At 66.4% G+C, this 16,452-nt stretch carries 14 protein-coding genes; 3 read left to right on the top strand and 11 right to left on the bottom strand.

Annotated features, from left to right (window positions below; genetic code table 11):
• The first annotated feature begins 60 nt into the window (after positions 1-60).
• The gene (locus KQH53_11270; protein MCB2227247.1) at positions 61-660 is read left to right on the top strand and encodes a hypothetical protein; all 600 of its coding nucleotides are present in this window, start codon (positions 61-63) and stop codon (positions 658-660) included.
• Positions 661-765: 105 nt separating this feature from the next.
• On the top strand, positions 766-2,055 hold the full coding sequence (locus KQH53_11275; GenBank protein ID MCB2227248.1) for a phenylacetate--CoA ligase: 1,290 nt from the start codon (positions 766-768) through the stop codon (positions 2,053-2,055).
• Between the two features lie 426 nt (positions 2,056-2,481).
• On the opposite strand, the gene KQH53_11280 is transcribed toward KQH53_11275, so the two are convergent.
• Complete coding sequence (locus tag KQH53_11280; GenBank protein ID MCB2227249.1) at positions 2,482-4,341, bottom strand: alpha-glucosidase C-terminal domain-containing protein; 1,860 nt, start codon at positions 4,339-4,341, stop codon at positions 2,482-2,484.
• A 117-nt stretch (positions 4,342-4,458) separates the two neighbouring features.
• Here KQH53_11280 and KQH53_11285 point away from each other — a divergent pair, with 117 nt between their 5' ends.
• Entirely contained in the window at positions 4,459-5,520 is a 1,062-nt protein-coding gene (locus KQH53_11285) for a tetratricopeptide repeat protein (GenBank protein MCB2227250.1), read from the top strand.
• Positions 5,521-5,571: 51 nt separating this feature from the next.
• On the opposite strand, the gene KQH53_11290 is transcribed toward KQH53_11285, so the two are convergent.
• From KQH53_11290 to KQH53_11335, 10 genes are all read right to left on the bottom strand, one after another.
• A complete protein-coding gene (locus tag KQH53_11290; GenBank protein ID MCB2227251.1) occupies positions 5,572-5,925 on the bottom strand; it encodes a hypothetical protein in 354 nt (117 codons plus the stop codon).
• A 464-nt stretch (positions 5,926-6,389) separates the two neighbouring features.
• Positions 6,390-7,475: a hypothetical protein gene (locus KQH53_11295; GenBank protein ID MCB2227252.1), complete on the bottom strand. Its 1,086-nt coding sequence runs from the start codon at positions 7,473-7,475 to the stop codon at positions 6,390-6,392.
• 3 nt (positions 7,476-7,478) lie between these two features.
• Positions 7,479-9,374 carry a GNAT family N-acetyltransferase gene (locus KQH53_11300; protein MCB2227253.1) on the bottom strand — a complete coding sequence of 632 codons (1,896 nt, stop codon included), beginning with the start codon at positions 9,372-9,374 and terminating at the stop codon, positions 7,479-7,481.
• A gap of 95 nt (positions 9,375-9,469) precedes the next feature.
• The gene (locus KQH53_11305) at positions 9,470-9,913 is read right to left on the bottom strand and encodes a hypothetical protein (protein MCB2227254.1); all 444 of its coding nucleotides are present in this window, start codon (positions 9,911-9,913) and stop codon (positions 9,470-9,472) included.
• A 186-nt stretch (positions 9,914-10,099) separates the two neighbouring features.
• Positions 10,100-10,288 carry a hypothetical protein gene (locus KQH53_11310; protein MCB2227255.1) on the bottom strand — a complete coding sequence of 63 codons (189 nt, stop codon included), beginning with the start codon at positions 10,286-10,288 and terminating at the stop codon, positions 10,100-10,102.
• Positions 10,285-10,764 (bottom strand): hypothetical protein, encoded by a 480-nt coding sequence (locus KQH53_11315; GenBank protein MCB2227256.1) that lies wholly within the window; start codon positions 10,762-10,764, stop codon positions 10,285-10,287. The genes KQH53_11310 and KQH53_11315 overlap by 4 nt, the downstream gene beginning before the upstream one ends.
• Before the next feature lie 11 nt (positions 10,765-10,775).
• Positions 10,776-11,585 (bottom strand): hypothetical protein, encoded by an 810-nt coding sequence (locus KQH53_11320; GenBank protein ID MCB2227257.1) that lies wholly within the window; start codon positions 11,583-11,585, stop codon positions 10,776-10,778.
• Positions 11,586-11,594: 9 nt separating this feature from the next.
• Entirely contained in the window at positions 11,595-12,800 is a 1,206-nt protein-coding gene (locus KQH53_11325; protein ID MCB2227258.1) for a hypothetical protein, read from the bottom strand.
• Complete coding sequence (locus KQH53_11330; GenBank protein ID MCB2227259.1) at positions 12,800-13,324, bottom strand: hypothetical protein; 525 nt, start codon at positions 13,322-13,324, stop codon at positions 12,800-12,802. The genes KQH53_11325 and KQH53_11330 overlap by 1 nt, the downstream gene beginning before the upstream one ends.
• Positions 13,317-16,328 (bottom strand): hypothetical protein, encoded by a 3,012-nt coding sequence (locus KQH53_11335; protein ID MCB2227260.1) that lies wholly within the window; start codon positions 16,326-16,328, stop codon positions 13,317-13,319. The genes KQH53_11330 and KQH53_11335 overlap by 8 nt, the downstream gene beginning before the upstream one ends.
• Positions 16,329-16,452 lie beyond the last annotated feature (124 nt).

Raw genomic sequence — 16,452 nt, forward strand, 5'->3', positions numbered from 1 at the left:
GGGCGCTTAACATCGGGACTGTCTGTCGAAGGTCCACCTACCTCCCGCCAGAGGGGACACATGAACCAAAGCAGAGAAAACGCGCTGGGCGGCGACTTCAACCGCGCGGTGTACGACGCGGTTCCCGCCCCCATCATGGTGGTGGACCAAGATGTGCTGATCATCGATCACAATCTGGCCGGCGGGGACCTGCTCTCCAGCCAGGGCGGCGGCAACGGCCAGCGGGCCGGCGAGGCCCTGGGCTGCCTGCACGCCGGCGAGACCGACCAGGGCTGCGGCCGCTCGCCTTCCTGCCCTCAGTGCGTGGTGCGCGGCTCGGTGGAGCGCTGCTTCGCCCAGGGCACGGTGACCCGCCAAAAGGCGCGCCTGGGCCTGCAAAGCGGCGGGGAAACAGTGCCCGCTTATCTGCTGGTCACCGCCGCGCCCCTGGTCTACCGGGGCCGCGACCTGGCCCTACTTATTCTGGAAGATATCGGAGAGCTGGTGGAGCTCAGGAGCCTCTTGCCCATCTGCGCCCGCTGCAAAAAGGTGCGCGACCAGGCCGAGGTGTGGCACAACCTGGACCGCTACCTGGCCAAGAAGATGGACGTGGACTTCACCCACAGCCTGTGCCCGGACTGCGCGGCCGAGCTTTATCCCCGCTACATGAAAAAGGACTGAGCCGCCCCGCCCCCTTTTCCCCCCGCTTTGCTTCGGATTGCCCCCCCGCCCCGGGGTTGGTACCCTTAGCCCCCGCACGCACGCCGCAGCCATGAGGAAAACAACATGTACTGGCAAAAAGATATTGAATTGATGCCCCGCGAGGAGCTGGAGCGCCTGCAACTGGAACGGCTGCAAGCCACCATCCGCCAGGCCCGCCGCTCGCCCCACTACGCCAAGGCCCTGGCCGGAATAAAGGCCCGCGACCTGACCAGCCTGCGTGAGGTGCGCTCGCTGCCCTTCACCGTGAAGCAGGATCTGCGCGACGGCTTCCCCTACGGCCTGGTGGCCGCGCCGCTCAAGCAGGCGGTGCGTCTGCACGCCAGCAGCGGCACCACCGGCAACCCCACCGCCATCCTGCACTCCAAGAGCGACCTCCGGGAGTGGGCCAACCTCTTGGCCCGGGGCCTGTACATGACCGGGCTGCGCTCAGGCGACGTGTTGCAGAACCTCACCGGCTACGGCCTGTTCTCCGGCGGCCTGGGCATGCACTACGGGGCCGAGCGCCTGGGAGCCCTGGTGATCCCGGCGGGCACGGGCAACAGCCGCCGCCAGATCGCCCTGATGAAGCAGTTCCACACCACGGCCATGCACATCATCCCCTCCTACGCCTTCCGCCTGGCCGCCGCCTTTGCCGAGCAAGGCATGGACCCGCGCGAGGACACCCAGCTCCGCATCGCCATCATCGGGGCCGAGCCCCACAGCGAGCAGGCCCGGGGGCGCATCGAGGAGCTGTTCGGGGTGAAGGCCTATAACAACTACGGCCTCAGCGAGCTCAACGGCCCGGGCGTGGCCATGGAGTGCCCGGAGCAGAACGGCCTGCACCTCTGGGAGGACGCCTTCCTCCTGGAGGTGGTGGACCCCGAAAGCCTGGAGCCGGTGCCCGAGGGGCAGGTGGGCGAGCTGGTGCTCACCACCCTGCGCCGCAAGGCCATGCCCCTGATCCGCTACCGCACCCGCGACCTGGCCGCCGTGCTGCCCGGCCCCTGCCCCTGCGGCCGCACCCACCGGCGCATCAGCCGCATCGCGGGGCGCAGCGACGACATGTTCATCATCAAGGGCGTGAACGTCTATCCCATGCAGGTGGAGGCGGTGCTCATGGGCTTTGTTGAGGCGGGCAACAACTATGTGATCGTTTTGGAGGGCGACGAGTCCGGGGCGCGCATGACCCTCCGGGTGGAGCTGTCCGCCGAGGCGGGCGGCATGGGGGCCGATCAGCGCGAGGCCCTGGGGCGGCGCATCGCCGGACGCCTGCGCGACGAGATCTTGGTCACACCCCGGGTGGAGCCGGTCGATCCGGGCAGCCTGCCCAAGGCCGAGGGCAAGGCCCAGCGGGTGCAGGATTTGCGCGTCTAGGCGGGGGCGGGTTCTTGCCGCCCGGCGGGAGCCGGACGGCGCCTGATAGCAGAGCTATCGGGGGCAGCAGGGAATAAGCAAGAGCAAGGTTGTCATCGCGAGGAGCGGCGGCCCAAGAGTTGGTAATGAAAAAGGCGACGATCCCGCCGCGACGTGGCGATCTTCCCTAGAGATGGTCCTGGACCGGGTTCGCAGGCCATGCCTGCTTGGTTTTGGAGGTGGAGACGAGACCAAGGAAGATTGCCACGGGACGCCGCACGCAACCTCCCCTTTTCAACAACCGCTTGGGGCGGCGGCCCTCGCAATGACCCTCTATCTCTTTATGGACTTGCCACAACAGCAGCCGGCACGGCCCAGAGCGGCCACCCGGAGATTCACTTTTCCCAACCATCTTCTTTTTCGCGGACAACCAGGCGGGTCTCTTCCTTAGCCCTGCTTGATCTCGCGCAGGGGGCGCAGCCAGGCCACGCGGTAGGGGCGAAGCTCCAACTCGAGCTTGCCGCCCAGGGTGGCCACCTCGTCGCCGCCCACCAGGTCGCGCCAGCGCTCCACCCCGGCCACCTCCTTGGGCAGGGGCAGCTCCAAATGCACCGCCTGGCCCGAGAGGTTGATCAGGGCCAGGAGATGCTCCGCGCCGTCCGGGGAGGTGCGCAACAGGGCCAGCACCGGGCGCGGGGCCGCGAGCACCTGCTGGCGGCCCTGGGGATGGAAGGCGGGCTGGGCCACCCGGAGAAGGCGCAGATGGCGCATCCTTCGGCCCAAGAGGTTTATCTTGGTGCCCGGGTGGTCCCACTCCCGCTCCAGCCGCCTCAGGTCCACCGTGGCCCGGTTCACGTCGCGCTTGTGATGGGTGCGCTCGTAGGTGGTCATGTCGTTTTCCGAGCCCACGGCCCCGTGCAGATACACTCCGGGCACCCCCTTGAGCGAGAGGGGCACCGCCCGCGAGGCCACGTAGCGCTCCACGTTGCGCTCCATGTCGCCGTCGGGCCCGTTGAGGGCGCTCCACCAGGTGCTGTTGATCTCGTAGGGCTCCTCGCCCCGGCCCTCCACCGTCTTGTAGGAGATGAGCGCGCCGTTGGCCTTGGCGCTCTCTTCGATGAACTCCAGCTCCTCTGGCGGGAGTATCTCCTTCACGCCCATCAGCCCGATGCCGTCGTGGGTGTCCAGGATGTTGAAGAAGTAGGCGTCATCGCTGGGCGGCTCCAGATCGGCGGCCCAGGCGGCCAGGTAGGAGGCGTCGCCCCGGTAGATGGCGTGCAAGACCAGCGGCGGCAGGGCGAAGTTGTAGACCATGTGGGCCTCGTCGCTGCCGTTGCCGAAATAGGACACGTTGTCCGCGTGGGGTACGTTGGTCTCGGTGATGAGCGCCACGCCGGGCGCGGCCAGTTCCACCACCGCCCGGAGCAGTTTGACGATGGCGTGGGTCTGGGGCAGATGCACGCACTCGGTGCCCGGCTCGGCCCAGATGTAGGTGACCGCGTCCAGGCGCAAGAGGTCCGCGCCTTGGCGGATGTAGAACAACAGCGCGTCCACCACCTCCAGGAGCACCGGGGGATGGCGGTAGTTCAGGTCGATCTGGTCGGCGCTGAAGGTGGTCCACACCCAGCGGGTGCCGTTGATGGTCGTAAAGGGCGTCAGGATGTCGCTGACCCGGGGGCGGAAGATCTTGGAGCGCTGGTCCGGGGTCAGCTCGTCGGGCGAGTCGTAGGAAATGAAGAACTTCTGCACGTCGGGACGCCCGGCCAGGAAGTCCTGGAACACCCGGCTGCGGGCCGAGAGGTGGTTGAGCACCCCGTCGAACATCAGGCGGTAGCGGCCGGCCAGGCGGTGGATATCGTCCCAGGAGCCCAGGCGCGGGTCCACCTCCTTGAAGTCCACCACCGAGAAGCCCCGGTCCGAGGAATAAGGGAAAAAGGGCAGGATGTGCAGGATGTCCGGCGCCTCCATGTACTTGTCCGCCGCCGCGGCCAGGGTGGCCAGGGGGGTGCCATCCCCGCCGGTGATCATGTCGCCGTAGGTGATGAGGATCATGTCGCCCTGGCTGAACATGGGCCGGGCCAGCCGCCCCGGCTCCAGAGCGCGCAACGCCTCGGGCTTGTAGGCGTGGTGCACCTGGATGACGCGCTCCAGCTGGGGCAGAAGCTTGGCCGCCGTGTCGGGGCCGTAGAGAAAGCCCAGCAGCGAGAGGAAGTGCTCCCGGTGCTCCGCGCCGATCTCCAGGCGGGGGCGGGTGTAGTCGGGATCGGCGTCGTAGTGAACCTTGGGGGGCACCGGGTCGTGCGGCATGAAGCGCGGCCTCCGTGAGCGGGGAAGGTTTGGCCTCATTTTTCCACTCCCCGCGCCGGGGGGCAAGGCCGGGTGTTGTATAATCGGTCATTAACCCACCTTAGGGGGGAAAAAACCATGCGCCGATTCTCCGTTCCCGCCGCCATCTTGCTGATGCTGCTCTGCTCCGCTCCCGCCCTGGCCGGATGGGGCCAGGACCTGAACCAGGGCAACGCCGCCTATCGCCAGGGCAAGGCCAACGCGGCCATTACCGCCTGGGAGCGGGCCGTGGCCGACCCGGCCATGCCCGCCAAGGACAAGGCCAACACCTACTACAACCTGGGGGTGCTCTATCTGCGCCTGCCGGGCAGCGTGAGCCAACGCACGGCCTACGAGAAAAAGGCCATTGTGGCCTTCGGCCGGGCCGGAGCCCTGGACCCGGGCATGGCCAAGGCCTGGAACAATCGGGGCAACGTTTATCGCACTCGGGGCAGCCTGAGCGCCGCGCGGAACGACTACACCCGGGCCATCAAGGCCGACCCCCGCTACGCCCCGGCCTGGCGCAACCGCAGCATCATCTACGAAAAGCGCGGCAAGCTGCTCCAGGCCATCAGCGACACCCGGGCCTATTTGCGTCTCAAGCCCGGCGACAGCCGCGGGAAACAGCGCCTGGCCAGCCTCGAAAAGAAGCTCGCCGAGCAGCAAGCCAAGGCGCCCAAGGCCCTCAGGCTGGCCCAGGCGGGGCACAAGGCCATGCAAAAGCGGCAGTACAAACAGGCCCTGGACTACATCCACCAGGCCCTGGTGCTGGACGCGCTGAGCGATGCGGCCACGGCGCGGGTCTACGCCAACCAGGGCACCTGCTGGTATCAACTGGGGCATTTTCAGAAGGCGGCCCAGAGCTACGGCCGGGCGGTGGGCAAGGACCCGGGCTTTGCCGGGGCCTATCGTGATCGGGGCATCGCCCTGTTGCGCCTCAAGGACTATCGCACCGCCTCGGCCAACTTCAGCGCGGCGATCAACCGCGACCCCAAGCTGGCCAGCGCCTGGTATCACCGGGGCCTGGCCCGCTGGAGCCTGGGTGACAACGCCCGCGCGGCCAGCGACCTGACCCGCTACTTGCAAATGCAGCCGGGCGACCAGAAGGCCCGGCAAATACTGGCCAAGGTGAAGGCGGGGCAGAAGGCGGATTACAGATAGGCGTGGTTATCGGGGCGGCGGGGAATTTTTCTAGGCAGGCCGGGCAGCGTTCTATTGCTTCGTCTCAAAAGGGGTTTCCATGCGGCGCTCGCCAAGGGTAACCACCGGGCTGCCCTCGGTCTTATGCAGGTTCATGGAAACGCTTGTCGACGTCGAGCTGCCCGAGAAATCGGCAAGGCACTGGCCCTGGGCGCCCTTGAAACTGAAGGACACGTAAACGGAATCACCCGAGGCCCCGCCGCTGGAGGTGTGCTGGTCGTAGAGAGAGGACTCCGACGAGCTGAGAGTCAGGGTCTGGCCGGACCGGGAGTTAAGGCAGAAGTTGGCGAGCTTGTCGCCCAGCTCATCGGCCACCGCCGGAGCGGCCGTTGCCAGGGCCAGGGCCAGAAGGGCTATCGTGGTCACCGCTTTACGCATTGTTTTCCTCTTGTGGTGTAGGGCGAAGACATCTTTGTATTATGCGGCAGGAGCGGTTCCGAAAGTAGGGCGGGCTATTGCTGGATGGCGCTTGGAGGAAGTGGGGGACTGGCGGGTGCCGGACCGCTCTCGGGCGGGGGTGAACCCCGCCCCAACATTTTGAGAAAACAAGAAGGTTGCCATTGCGAGGAGCGGCCTCCTGGCCGCGACGCGGCAATCTCTGTTCGCAGCGGGCGGTGGCGGATATTTCTAGAAAGGGCGGTCACCAGGGAAGATTGCCACGGAGCGCCGCGAGGCAGGGCATGACGGTTTAGGGGCGCAGAGGGCGGCGCTCCTCGCAATGACCGGCTGTTCCTTTATTTGCCCTAGTTTCGGGGCAGGCGTCACTACTATAGACTTTGGCCAGTAGGATTATAGAACTGGGAAGTTATCTTACTAAAACATCATTTTTATTATCCGTTTGTTTTTGTCTCTATCATAAAGCCACCTGAGTTCTCGATATCCTCCTGAATTTCGTCAAATTTTAATGCAATATCTTCTTTTATGTTTTGAATTGCACTCATACATAATAAGTTTTCGACACTAGGGTTATTCAACAACAACAGGCAAGAAATCTGCGATAGGTTGTGAGCCGTCAAGCTAGCCGGGCACGCTAGCCCAACGACTGAAGGTCCAAGTAGAAATGAACCACTATCTCTTTCTAAAAGGCCCAAATCAGCATAATCACTAACATGTCCAGCATGTATTTTGGAATTGCTCCAATTGTATAAAGGCCTCATCTCCTCCAACTCTACATAGGTTTCAATTTTTCGGAAAGTTGCGTTGGGAATTACATTCTCTGCCCATCCATATGGCCTTTCGCAGAAACTCTTACCATATTGCGAGACGAGTTCCTGTATTTTAACTCTGAAATATGGCAGCAATTCCCTTTCAATAATTTCATTATCTGCTCCTAGTATGTACCTATTGACCAATTTAAGATGCCGGTAGCTGGACACATGATTATGAATTAAATACCTGCTGGCAAGCTCTTCGTCATTTTCAAACAGGAAAGAAGCTGTCGTAGCCATCTCATAAAGTGTTCTCCACCGAGCCATAGCACCGTCTGCATAGCCAGCACTTAATAGGGTAAAGATTTCGTTAGAAACAAGGCATGATCTAGCAAGGAGAGCTGCTAGTGCATAAAATTTATTATCATTTTTTACTTTATCGTTTTGGCAGTGCTGTTCGGTGGAAATTGTGAATATTTGGATGCTTATCTCAATGAGTTGCTCCAAACATAACAGTGCATCGCCCCATACAATCCAAACGCTTTCCTCAATTTCTAATCTATCAGTAACCTGCCATTTACTCGGGTCATTCCTAGTAATAGCAATGCGATCGCAAATCTCCTTCGACAATGTGGCGGAAATTGCATCCCATTCTTTAGAGGGTACAACCAATTCTTGTGGTTCATCACCATTCGGGTACTCGTATTCTTGATATACCTTTTTTATTAGATCGAAGATCTTTAATCCTTTTTCATCTTGCTCCTTCACTACCTACCGCTCCGACTCCACCAGCTCGCCCTGGTGATCCTCGGGCGGGCCGTCGAACCAGTGCTCCACCCGCCACACGCCGGGCTCGATGACCTGGCGGTAGTAGGGGCCCAGCTTGCCGAAGACCGACAGCATGGCCTTGTTGGAGCCGAAGCTAACGGCCCAGAAGCCGGGCACGCCCTTCTTCTTGGCATAGGCGGTCAGGTGGTTTTGCAAGACCGTGCCCAGGCCGGTGCCCTGGAAGCGCTCGTTGACCGTGTAGGCCACCTCGGCCAGGCCGGTGGGGTCGCCCAGGCTGTAGCGCCCCACGCCCACGATCTTCTCCCGGCCGATGGGTCCGGTGGTGGCCACCAGGGCCATCTGCTCGCTGTAGTCCAGGTTCACCAGGTCTTGCGCCGTGGCGTGGGGCAGGGCCCGGACGGGCCGGAAGTAGCGGTTAAAGATCGTCTCGTCGGAGTGGGAGTAGAACAGCTCCTGCATGAGCAGTTCGTCGGTGGGCTTCACCGGGCGGATGTGCACCTTGCGCCCGCCCTTGAGCCGCGCCTCGGCCTCGGCCCACTCGGGGTATAGATCCACCTCGGAGATGTGCAGCACCTGGTCCGGGTAGATGTAGGCGTCGGCCTTGGCCTGGCCGAGCAGGTCGGCCCGGTGCTTGGGGTGGGCGATGTTGATCAACGCCAGGGCCCGCTCGCGGATGGAGCGGCCGTGTAGATAGGCCACGCCGTACTCGGTGACCACGTAGTCCACGTCGCCCCGGGTGGCGATGACCCCCGCGCCCTCGGCCAGGTGGTGCACGATGCGGCTGGTCTTGGCATCCTTGGTGGTGCTGGGCAACACCAGGATGGAGCGGCCGCCGTTGCTCATGGCCGCGCCCCGGATGAAGTCCAGCCGCCCGCCGATGCCCGAGTAGAAATGGTAGCCCGCCGACTCGGAGGACACCTGGCCCGAGAGGTCCACCTGCAAGGCGCTGCCCACGGAGACCATGTTGTCGTTCTTGGCGATCTCCAGGGGGTTGTAGACCTGGTCGCTGGGCAGGAAGAGGAAGTTGGGGTTCAGGTTCACGTAGTCGTACATGGCCCGGGTGCCGATGCAGAAGGAGCAGACCACCCTGCCGGGCAGGTGGTTCTTCTTGCGCCCGTTGATCACCCCGTTGTCGATGAGCGGCATCATCTCGTCGGAGACCACCTCGGTGTGCAGGCCCAGGTCTTTTTTGTCCGCCAACAGGGGCAGCATGGCGTAGGGGATGTGGCCGTAGCCGATGTGCAGGCAGTCGCCGTCCTCGATGAGCCCGGCGGCGTGCTGCGCGATCTTGAGGCCCACCTCGTCAGGCGGGGGATAGGGGAACTCCCTTAGCTCCTCGTCCAGCTCCACGAACACGTCGATGTCGCTGACCCGGAGGTAGGTGTTGCCCATGGTGCGGGGCATGTTGCGGTTCACCTGGGCGATCACCGTGGTGGCGCTCTCGGCCGCGGCGCGAGCCACGTCCACCCCGATGCCCAGGCTCACGAAGCCGTGGCTGTCCGGCGGGCTCACCTGTATCAGGGCCACGTCCAGCTCCACCTGGCCGGAGCGGAACAGGCCGGGGATCTGGTGCATGAACACCGGGGTGTAGTCGGCCCGGGCGTCGGCCACCGCCTGGCGGGTGGAGGGGCCGATGAAAAAGGCGTTGTGCCGGAAGCGACGGTCAAAGCGGCGGTCGGTGTACTCGGCCGCATCCATGGTCACGAAGTGGAGTAGCTGCACGTCGTGCAGCTCGTCGGCCCGGGCCATCAGGGCGGCCACCAGGCCCCGGGGCTCGGCGCAGGCGGTGCCCACGAAGACCCGCTGCCCCCGCCCCACCAGGCGCATGGCCCGCTTGGGGTCTTTCAATCGCTTGTCGTAAAGCTCCCGCCAGCTCATTGGCCCCTCTCTCGGTGGGTGTACGGATATAAAAATAGCACGCGCCCCGGCCGGGCGTAAACGCCGCCCGCCAAGGGCCCGCGCGGCGGCGGGGCTTATTGGGGAGGACGCGGGGCCAGGCGGCTCTTGGGCAGCATCCGGCCGAAGACCAGGGCCGCGGCCAAGCCGTAGAAGAAGCCGCTCACCGTCCAGATGCCCACCACGCCCTTGGTCACCGGGAAGCAGGAGTAGATCATGATCATGGTTGGGATCACCCCCACCACCCAGTAGGCGAAGGCGAACTTGACGGCGTGGATGAGGTAGCCGCCCGTTATGACGCTCTTGGTCTTTTGCCAGATCCAGGCCAGGGCCAGGCCCAGGAAGAAGGGGTAGAGGAAGATGAGCCACATCACCGGCGTGCTCCAGGGCCGGTACAGGGCGGTGTTGGCGTACTCCTGGTTCAGAGCCGGCGAGAGCCAGGAGGAGCCGAAGCTCTGGGCCATGAGCAGCACGCAGATGATCGCCCCGGCCAGCAGCCCCGCTTTAAACAGCTCTTTCATGGGAAACCCTCCCTGCATGGTGCTGTTGTCATGATAGGACCGGGCGCGCCAGAGGGTCAAGCGACGACTCCGTTGCATGGACCGGCGGCGGCCGCCTGGCTGTGCCGGCCACCGTGATGCCGCCGGTCCGGATGGTCCCGGACCGGCGGCGGGGGGAAGGGAGGAAAGGCGGGATAGCTGGCTAGGCTATTCCTTGAGGAGAGCGGTGAAGATGGCGATCAGGGCTTCCTGCCCTTGGCTCCAGGACTTGGCTTGTTTCAGCTCGGCCAGCACCGCCTCCAGGCTGGAGGGATCGCTGGCCAGCCACTTGCCGTCCTGCTTGCTGATCTTGGCCTTGGCCGCGGCGGCCTTTTTTTCGCTGCTCAGCTTGCTCATTGGCTCACCGCCTTGATGATCACCGGCGTTGCCGCGTAGGCCACCTCGTCGGCCAGGCGCACCTCGATGAAACAGGGGGTCGCGGCGGCGATGGGGCTCAGCGCGCCCACCCCGCCCAGCAGGGCCACCACCTCGCTCTGGCCGCCCACGGTGAGCTCGATGCTGGCCGGCGGCTCGGGCGCGTCCACGCTCACGCTGACCACCGCCTGGTCCTGGCCGTCCGCCGCGATCTCGCTCTTGTCCGGTGAGAGCAGCACCAGCGTCTTGGCGCTCAGCTCGCCGCCCAGGTAGTTGTGGCTCTCCGGGCTCACGGCCAGGCCGTCCGCGTCCTGGCTGGCCCCGGTGGCCAGGGATAGCCCGGCGGCCTCCCAGGCCTCTTCCTGGGTGGGCGCGCTGCGCCCGGGGTCCGGGGCCGAGGCGGGGCAGAGACCCATGAGCCGGCCGGTGGCCGCGTCGAAGGCGTGCATGTAGGGCATGATGGCTCCTCCTATTGCCCGCGCAGGCCGCGGGGAAGTTGCAGGGCGAACCAGGCCAGCTTGAGGCTGGTGCAGTTGGCGATGTTGTAGTCCAGGTTGCCGCCGGCGTCGCTGAGGCTCATGGCCGAGCCGTCGCCGCGGTCGTAGCCGTTGTCGCGGGTCACGTAGATCAGGGGGTGGCCGGTGTGGCTGGAGCCGCCGGGGCGCAGCTCCAGGGCGGCCACGCCTCCGCTGCGGTCGTGGTCGGCGGTGAGTGCCAACAGCAGGCGGCCCAGGGCCGGCAGGTTGGCGTTGACGCTGGTCCAGCCGCTGCCCGGCGCTCCGTTGACCACCAACAGGGGCACGTTGGGCACCCACCAGCCGCCGCTGGTGAAAAACTCCAGCACCCCGCCCGAGCCGTCGGTGAGCAGGCAGCCCAGGCAGCGGGCGCTGCCGGAATACCAGCCGTTCTTGGCGCCGTCGAAAGCCGGGGCGCCGGCCTGCAGGCTGATCTCCGAGGCGCTCAGCTCGCTGCCCGTGGCCGGGGGCGTGGCCATGAGGTAGTACCAGGTGTCCGCGCTCAGGCCCCCCAGCCCGCCCAGGGTGATGGCCGTCTCGGCGCGGTAGAGCACCCCGCCCATCTCCAGTCCGCCTGGCTTGAGCAGCACGCTGGAGGCCGAGGCGTACTCGCAGCCCAGGCCCAGGAGCAGGCCGGGGCTGGCGTTCTTGTGAGTGCCGTCGCTGTTGTGCTCGGCCAGCACCAGCCGGTTGAGGGTGTCCTCCTTGGTGGGATGCCCGGCCCCCACCATCTCCTCGTCATAGGCAATGCGCAGATCAGCCACGTTATCCTCCTAGTAGTCGCCCCGGTCGCGCTCGCCGCCCGCCTGGCAAATGCCGCCGGCGCGCTGGCCGCCGTCGGCCCGGTGGGTCAGGGTCTTGTAGAATCCGGTGTCCAAAAGGGTGTAGGCCAGGGACCCGGTTCCCAGGTCCAGCTCCAGGCCCAGCACCCTGACGATCTGATTCTTGAGGGGCCGCCCCTGGGGGTCTTGCAGCCAGGAGAGGCTCATGAGGGCGGTGTCGCCTTTTTCCAGAGGCAGGTTGGCCAGCGAGCCCTCTTGGCAGGTGATGACCCGGCGGGGCCGCCCCAACAGCGCCACCAAACGGGCGCAGATCGCGGCGGCCACCGGGGCCGAGCGCACCCAGCTCAGCTCCAGGGTCCGCTTGGCCAGGCCGTGCAGGCCCTGGGCCCGAAGGTCCTGCGAGGCCAGGCCGTCGTGCAGGGCCTCGTACTCGCCCGAAGCGAAGTTGTAGGCGAAGCGCGCCTCGGCCCGGTTGGCCATCTGGTCCCAGCGGGCGCTCACCGCCACGGAGCCCAGGTCGCCCTCCCGGAGCGAGGTGAGCAAGTCGCCCTCTTCCAGCGAACCGGCCCCCAGGTCCATGAACAGCTTCAGGCGGCCGTCGCCCCCCAACCACCAGGAACCCAGGAAGTCCCCCAGCAAGCCGGTGAGCAGGCCGCCCAGGGAAAGCTCCTTTGCCACCACCCCGGCGGCCGCGAAGCCCAGGGCCTCGGCCCGCGCCCGGGCCCGGGCCAGGGAGCCCAGGTCCAGCTCCTGGTCCCCGGCCCCGGCCAGGTCGCGCAGGAAATGGACAGCCAGGTCCACCGGGTTGGCCAGCGCCTCGCCGTCCGCCCCCGGCCGCCCCAGGCCCCGAACCCCGATGGGCTCGCGCTGGCGGGCGTCCGCCGCGAAGGTAGCGGTGGCGATGATCCCTTGCCCCGCATAGTCGTGGGCCAGGTTCAGGGAGTAGTCGCTTGGGTGGATGAGCCCGCCCTCGCCGTCGAACAAGGCGATGGGGTTGCCGCCGGTTGGCTGGGCCAGCTCATGCCCGGCCAGGGCGTAGACATGGGCCCCGGTGTCGAGGCACACCGCCTCCCACAGGCCGCCGTTGCCACCCAGGGTGAGGTCGCCATAGACCAGGGGCAGGCGCTGGCTGGGCCGCCGGGGCGCGGCGTAGTCCCAGGCCCGCTTCAGCTCGATGGTTGCGGTCAGCTCCAGCATCACAGCGCCTTGAGGGTGAGGGTGAGGGTCTGGTTTTCCAGGCGGTAGGCGGTCACCCGGCCCCGGAAGCGCCGCAGGTATTCCCGCGCCCGCACTCCGGGCCAGCCCACCGTGATCTCGCCCACCGCGCCCAACAGGTTCTCGCGGGCCTCCAGGCGGCTGAAGGCGCGTTGGTCGCCGCCGTTGGACAGGGTCACGGTGAGGCCGCCGGGCTCCTCCGAGCCCAGGCTGGCCAACAGCTCGCCGCCGCCCAGGGGGACCAGGGTCTCGCGCAGGCGGCCCAGGGAGAGCACCCTGCCCCCGCGCTCCAAAAGCTCCAGGCTGCCCAGCCCGGCCACCTGGCCGCCGTCGGCCAGGAACACGCCGTCGGCCCGGGCCGGGGCCACCAGGCCCAGCTCCTCGCGGGAGGGATGGTGCCCGGCGTAGGCCCTGAGCCCGAAGGCGTTGGCCAGCACCAGCAGCACCACCGGCTTGGTGCCCCGCTGGCGGCGGGCGCGGTGAAAGGCCTGGCTGACCTCAAACATCGGTGCGCACCACTTCCTCCAGGCGCAGGCCCAGCTCCCAGCGCCCGCCCGGCAGGCGGCGGCGGGTCAGCTCGGCGGTGGGCAGGCAATAGACGGTGCCCGCGGGGTCGTCGCTGAAGGGCGTGAAGAGGATGGGCCTGAGGCCGCCCCCGGCGTGGTCGTGGATGGCGGCCATCATGGCCTCGAACCCGGCGGCGTCTCCGGCCGAGAGGCGGGGGAAGCTCAGCTCGTAGAACGCGGCCAGGGCGGTGGCGTTGCCCGCCACCTTGCCCGCCTCGCTGGTGGTCAGGCGGCGCCCGGCGGCGCTGCCTTGCACATAGCCCGCCGCAAAGGTGCGCTCCGGCGCGAAGGAGCCGCCCAAATAAAACAGGCTGGCCTTCAGGACGCCCTCGGGGTTGTCCGGGTCGCGAAGCTCCAAGCGCCAGTATTTGTGGGCCTGGTCCAGAAAGCCCACCAGATGGGGCCGGGTGAGGTCCAGCGCCTGCGAGTGTTCGGGATTTTCCCAAGGCGACAAGCTTCGCTCCAGGGGATCGCCCAGCCAGGTCCCGCGCAGCTCCACCGCTCCCAGGCAACAGGCATGGGCCGCCGCGTGGCAGAGATTTAGGTAATCGCCCAGGACGAAGTCACCGTCAAAGGCCGCCGCCGTTCCCCAGGCCCAGGTGGTGGCGCTGCTGAGCTTGTAGCCGACTTGCATGAGGCTGGTCTGGGAGGACCAGCGAACCGCCAAGTCGTAGGATGTGCCGGCGGAATAAGTGAAAGCCACGCCCCCGTAAGTAGGCCCGCAATCGGTGTAGATTCCGGCGGGGGTGTACTCAAGCAAGCCGTATCGGGAGTCGTACACGCCGACGATGGTGCGAAACCCCGAGGCTATATCCGCCCCGCCGAACCCCGGCACCCACCCCCGCAGCACCAGGGTGCCCTCGGCGCTCCAGTCCGGGGCCGCGTACACCGCCCAGGCGGTGATGGCGTTGGGGTCGAAGCCGCTCTGGACGTAGGCCCAGCCGTTGGCCCCGCCGGGGGTCTTGCTTACCAGGCAGCCGGTGGCGGGCGGGGCGATGACTTGCTTGAGGGACACATCATCGTATTGGCCAAACGTGGTGGCCGCCCCGAGTACATAAAGAAATGCAGAGTTGCTAGCTGTCCCGGTCAGGTACGCACGGTTTAGAGTCCAAGCGCCACCGGAGCTAGTCCCGCCCAGGCCTCGGTTATAGGCAACAAAGTTCCCGCTGGCGGCAGACTTGAACCACCAGGAGGCATAGACCAGCTTTCCGTTCATGTCGGCCAGTCCGGCCTGAGTGGCGGCGCCATTAGTCCCGGTGTTGGTGACGCCCAGAGACGCGCTCCCGCTGCCGCCTGTGCGCTCGTCGGCCTCGCTAGAGAGCGTCGAGCCAACGGCTGACCAGATAGATGGCGGGCTGCCGCTCTCCATGCCGCCGTTGGTCAACAGCTCGCTGCCCAGGGTCTCGCCGGTGCCCGCCGCGCCCAGCCAGGCCCAGGCGGTCTTGCCCGCCGAGTCGGTGAGCTTGATCACGTGGCTGCCCGCGTAGGGGCTCAGGTCCGCCGCGCTGCCCATGCCGGGCATCACGAACGCGGCGTCCTCCGCCAGGCTCGCCGCCAAGGCCCCGGCGGTCTGCGTCAGGGCGGCGGTGGGCGCGGGTTGCTCCGTGGAGAGCAGATTTTTAATTGGCTGGGGCAGGCTCCAGCGCACCGCGTCGGCCGCGCGGGAGTCCGGGGCGGAGGTGGTGGGGATGTAGGCGGTGGGCACCTTGCCCGCCTCTAGCTGGGCGCCCCAGAGGTAGAGGCCGCTGGTGCCGTCGCCGGATAACACACCGCCGCCATCTCCCGTTCCAACGTAAACCCTGAACCTGGGGGTGCTCCCGCCCGAGGCAATATCGTCGTTAACCCAGCAGCGATACCATCCACTGCCGATGAGCTCCATCCCGGCTCCGGCGTTGTCCTGGGTTCCCATCGCCCCGTTGGATAGGTCGAAATATGTTCCGGCAGCCCCCCCGTCCTTTCCCTGGATAAAGACGATGGCCCAGTCGTATTCCTTCTTTTTTAGAAAAATCAGATAGGTATAGACCGTGTTGTCGGTCAGCCCGGATACCAGCTGCTCGACATAGTGCGTCCCGGCGTCCACGCTGGGCGCCAGAATATCGGCCGTGACGTTTCCGTCCGGCGCGGTAGCGGCATCTGCGCTGATGCTGGCGCGGGCCTTTAACCACGCAGCGTTGTCAAATGCCTCCGAGTAGATCAGCAGGTTGGTGGCCGCCGGCTGGATGGACAGCTTGCCGTCCTCAAAGCAGCTCTCGCCCGGCGCGGCGTATTTGATCAGACCGCCGTCCATATAGGTGCGTCCCGTGGCGCGGGCGTTGCTCCCGGCCACGCCGCCGTTGTCCAGCAGCGCGGCGCCCGACGGGTCGAAGCTCCACAGCGGGGCGGCGGGCTCGGGGGTGTCGGTTCCCTTGAGGGTCGCGCTGGCCGCGTCGCTCAGGTTGTGGTCGCCCAGCACCACCGCCCGCGCCCGGGCGGGCTCGGCCAGCTCCACCTGCACCCACTCCGCCGCGCAGCCGTTGGACCGCCAGCGGGTGTCGCGGTCGCGGTCGCACAGGGGCTGCTCGCCGTGGCGGCCCACGGCCAACAGCGACCAGCGGTCGCCTTTGTAAAGATCCTGCCCCGCGCCCGGGGCCCACTTGACCATCACCCCGTCGGCCAGGGAGACGAAGGCGCTACTGGTGGGCACGCCCGAGGCCTCCCAGCCCGAGGCCGAGGCGCGTTGCCAGCGGAAGGTGGCCTGCCCGACGGCGCCGTCCGCGCCCTCGCCGTCGATCTCCACCACGAACACCTGGTCCTGGCGGCCGGTGTGGCTGCCCCCGGCGTAGCAGACCGCCGAGCCCAGGGCCTCGGGGGCCGGGGTGCCCACCGCGCCGGGCGCGGCCGAGGACACCGTCAGGCCGCCGGGGCCATTGACCAGGTTTTCATACATGAACCGGCATTCGCTCATGAGCTGCCTCCTCCGGCGGCCGGGGCCGCGTTGATTGTCCGTGAGCCTAGAGCCCCCACGCGGGGCGGCCCAGGAAAGCGGCGCACAAACTTGGCTCCCGGAGACCCTTTCCTCAGCCAAGGCC

The sequence above is a fragment of the Desulfarculaceae bacterium genome, assembly GCA_020444545.1.
Lineage (GTDB): Bacteria > Desulfobacterota > Desulfarculia > Desulfarculales > Desulfarculaceae > Desulfoferula.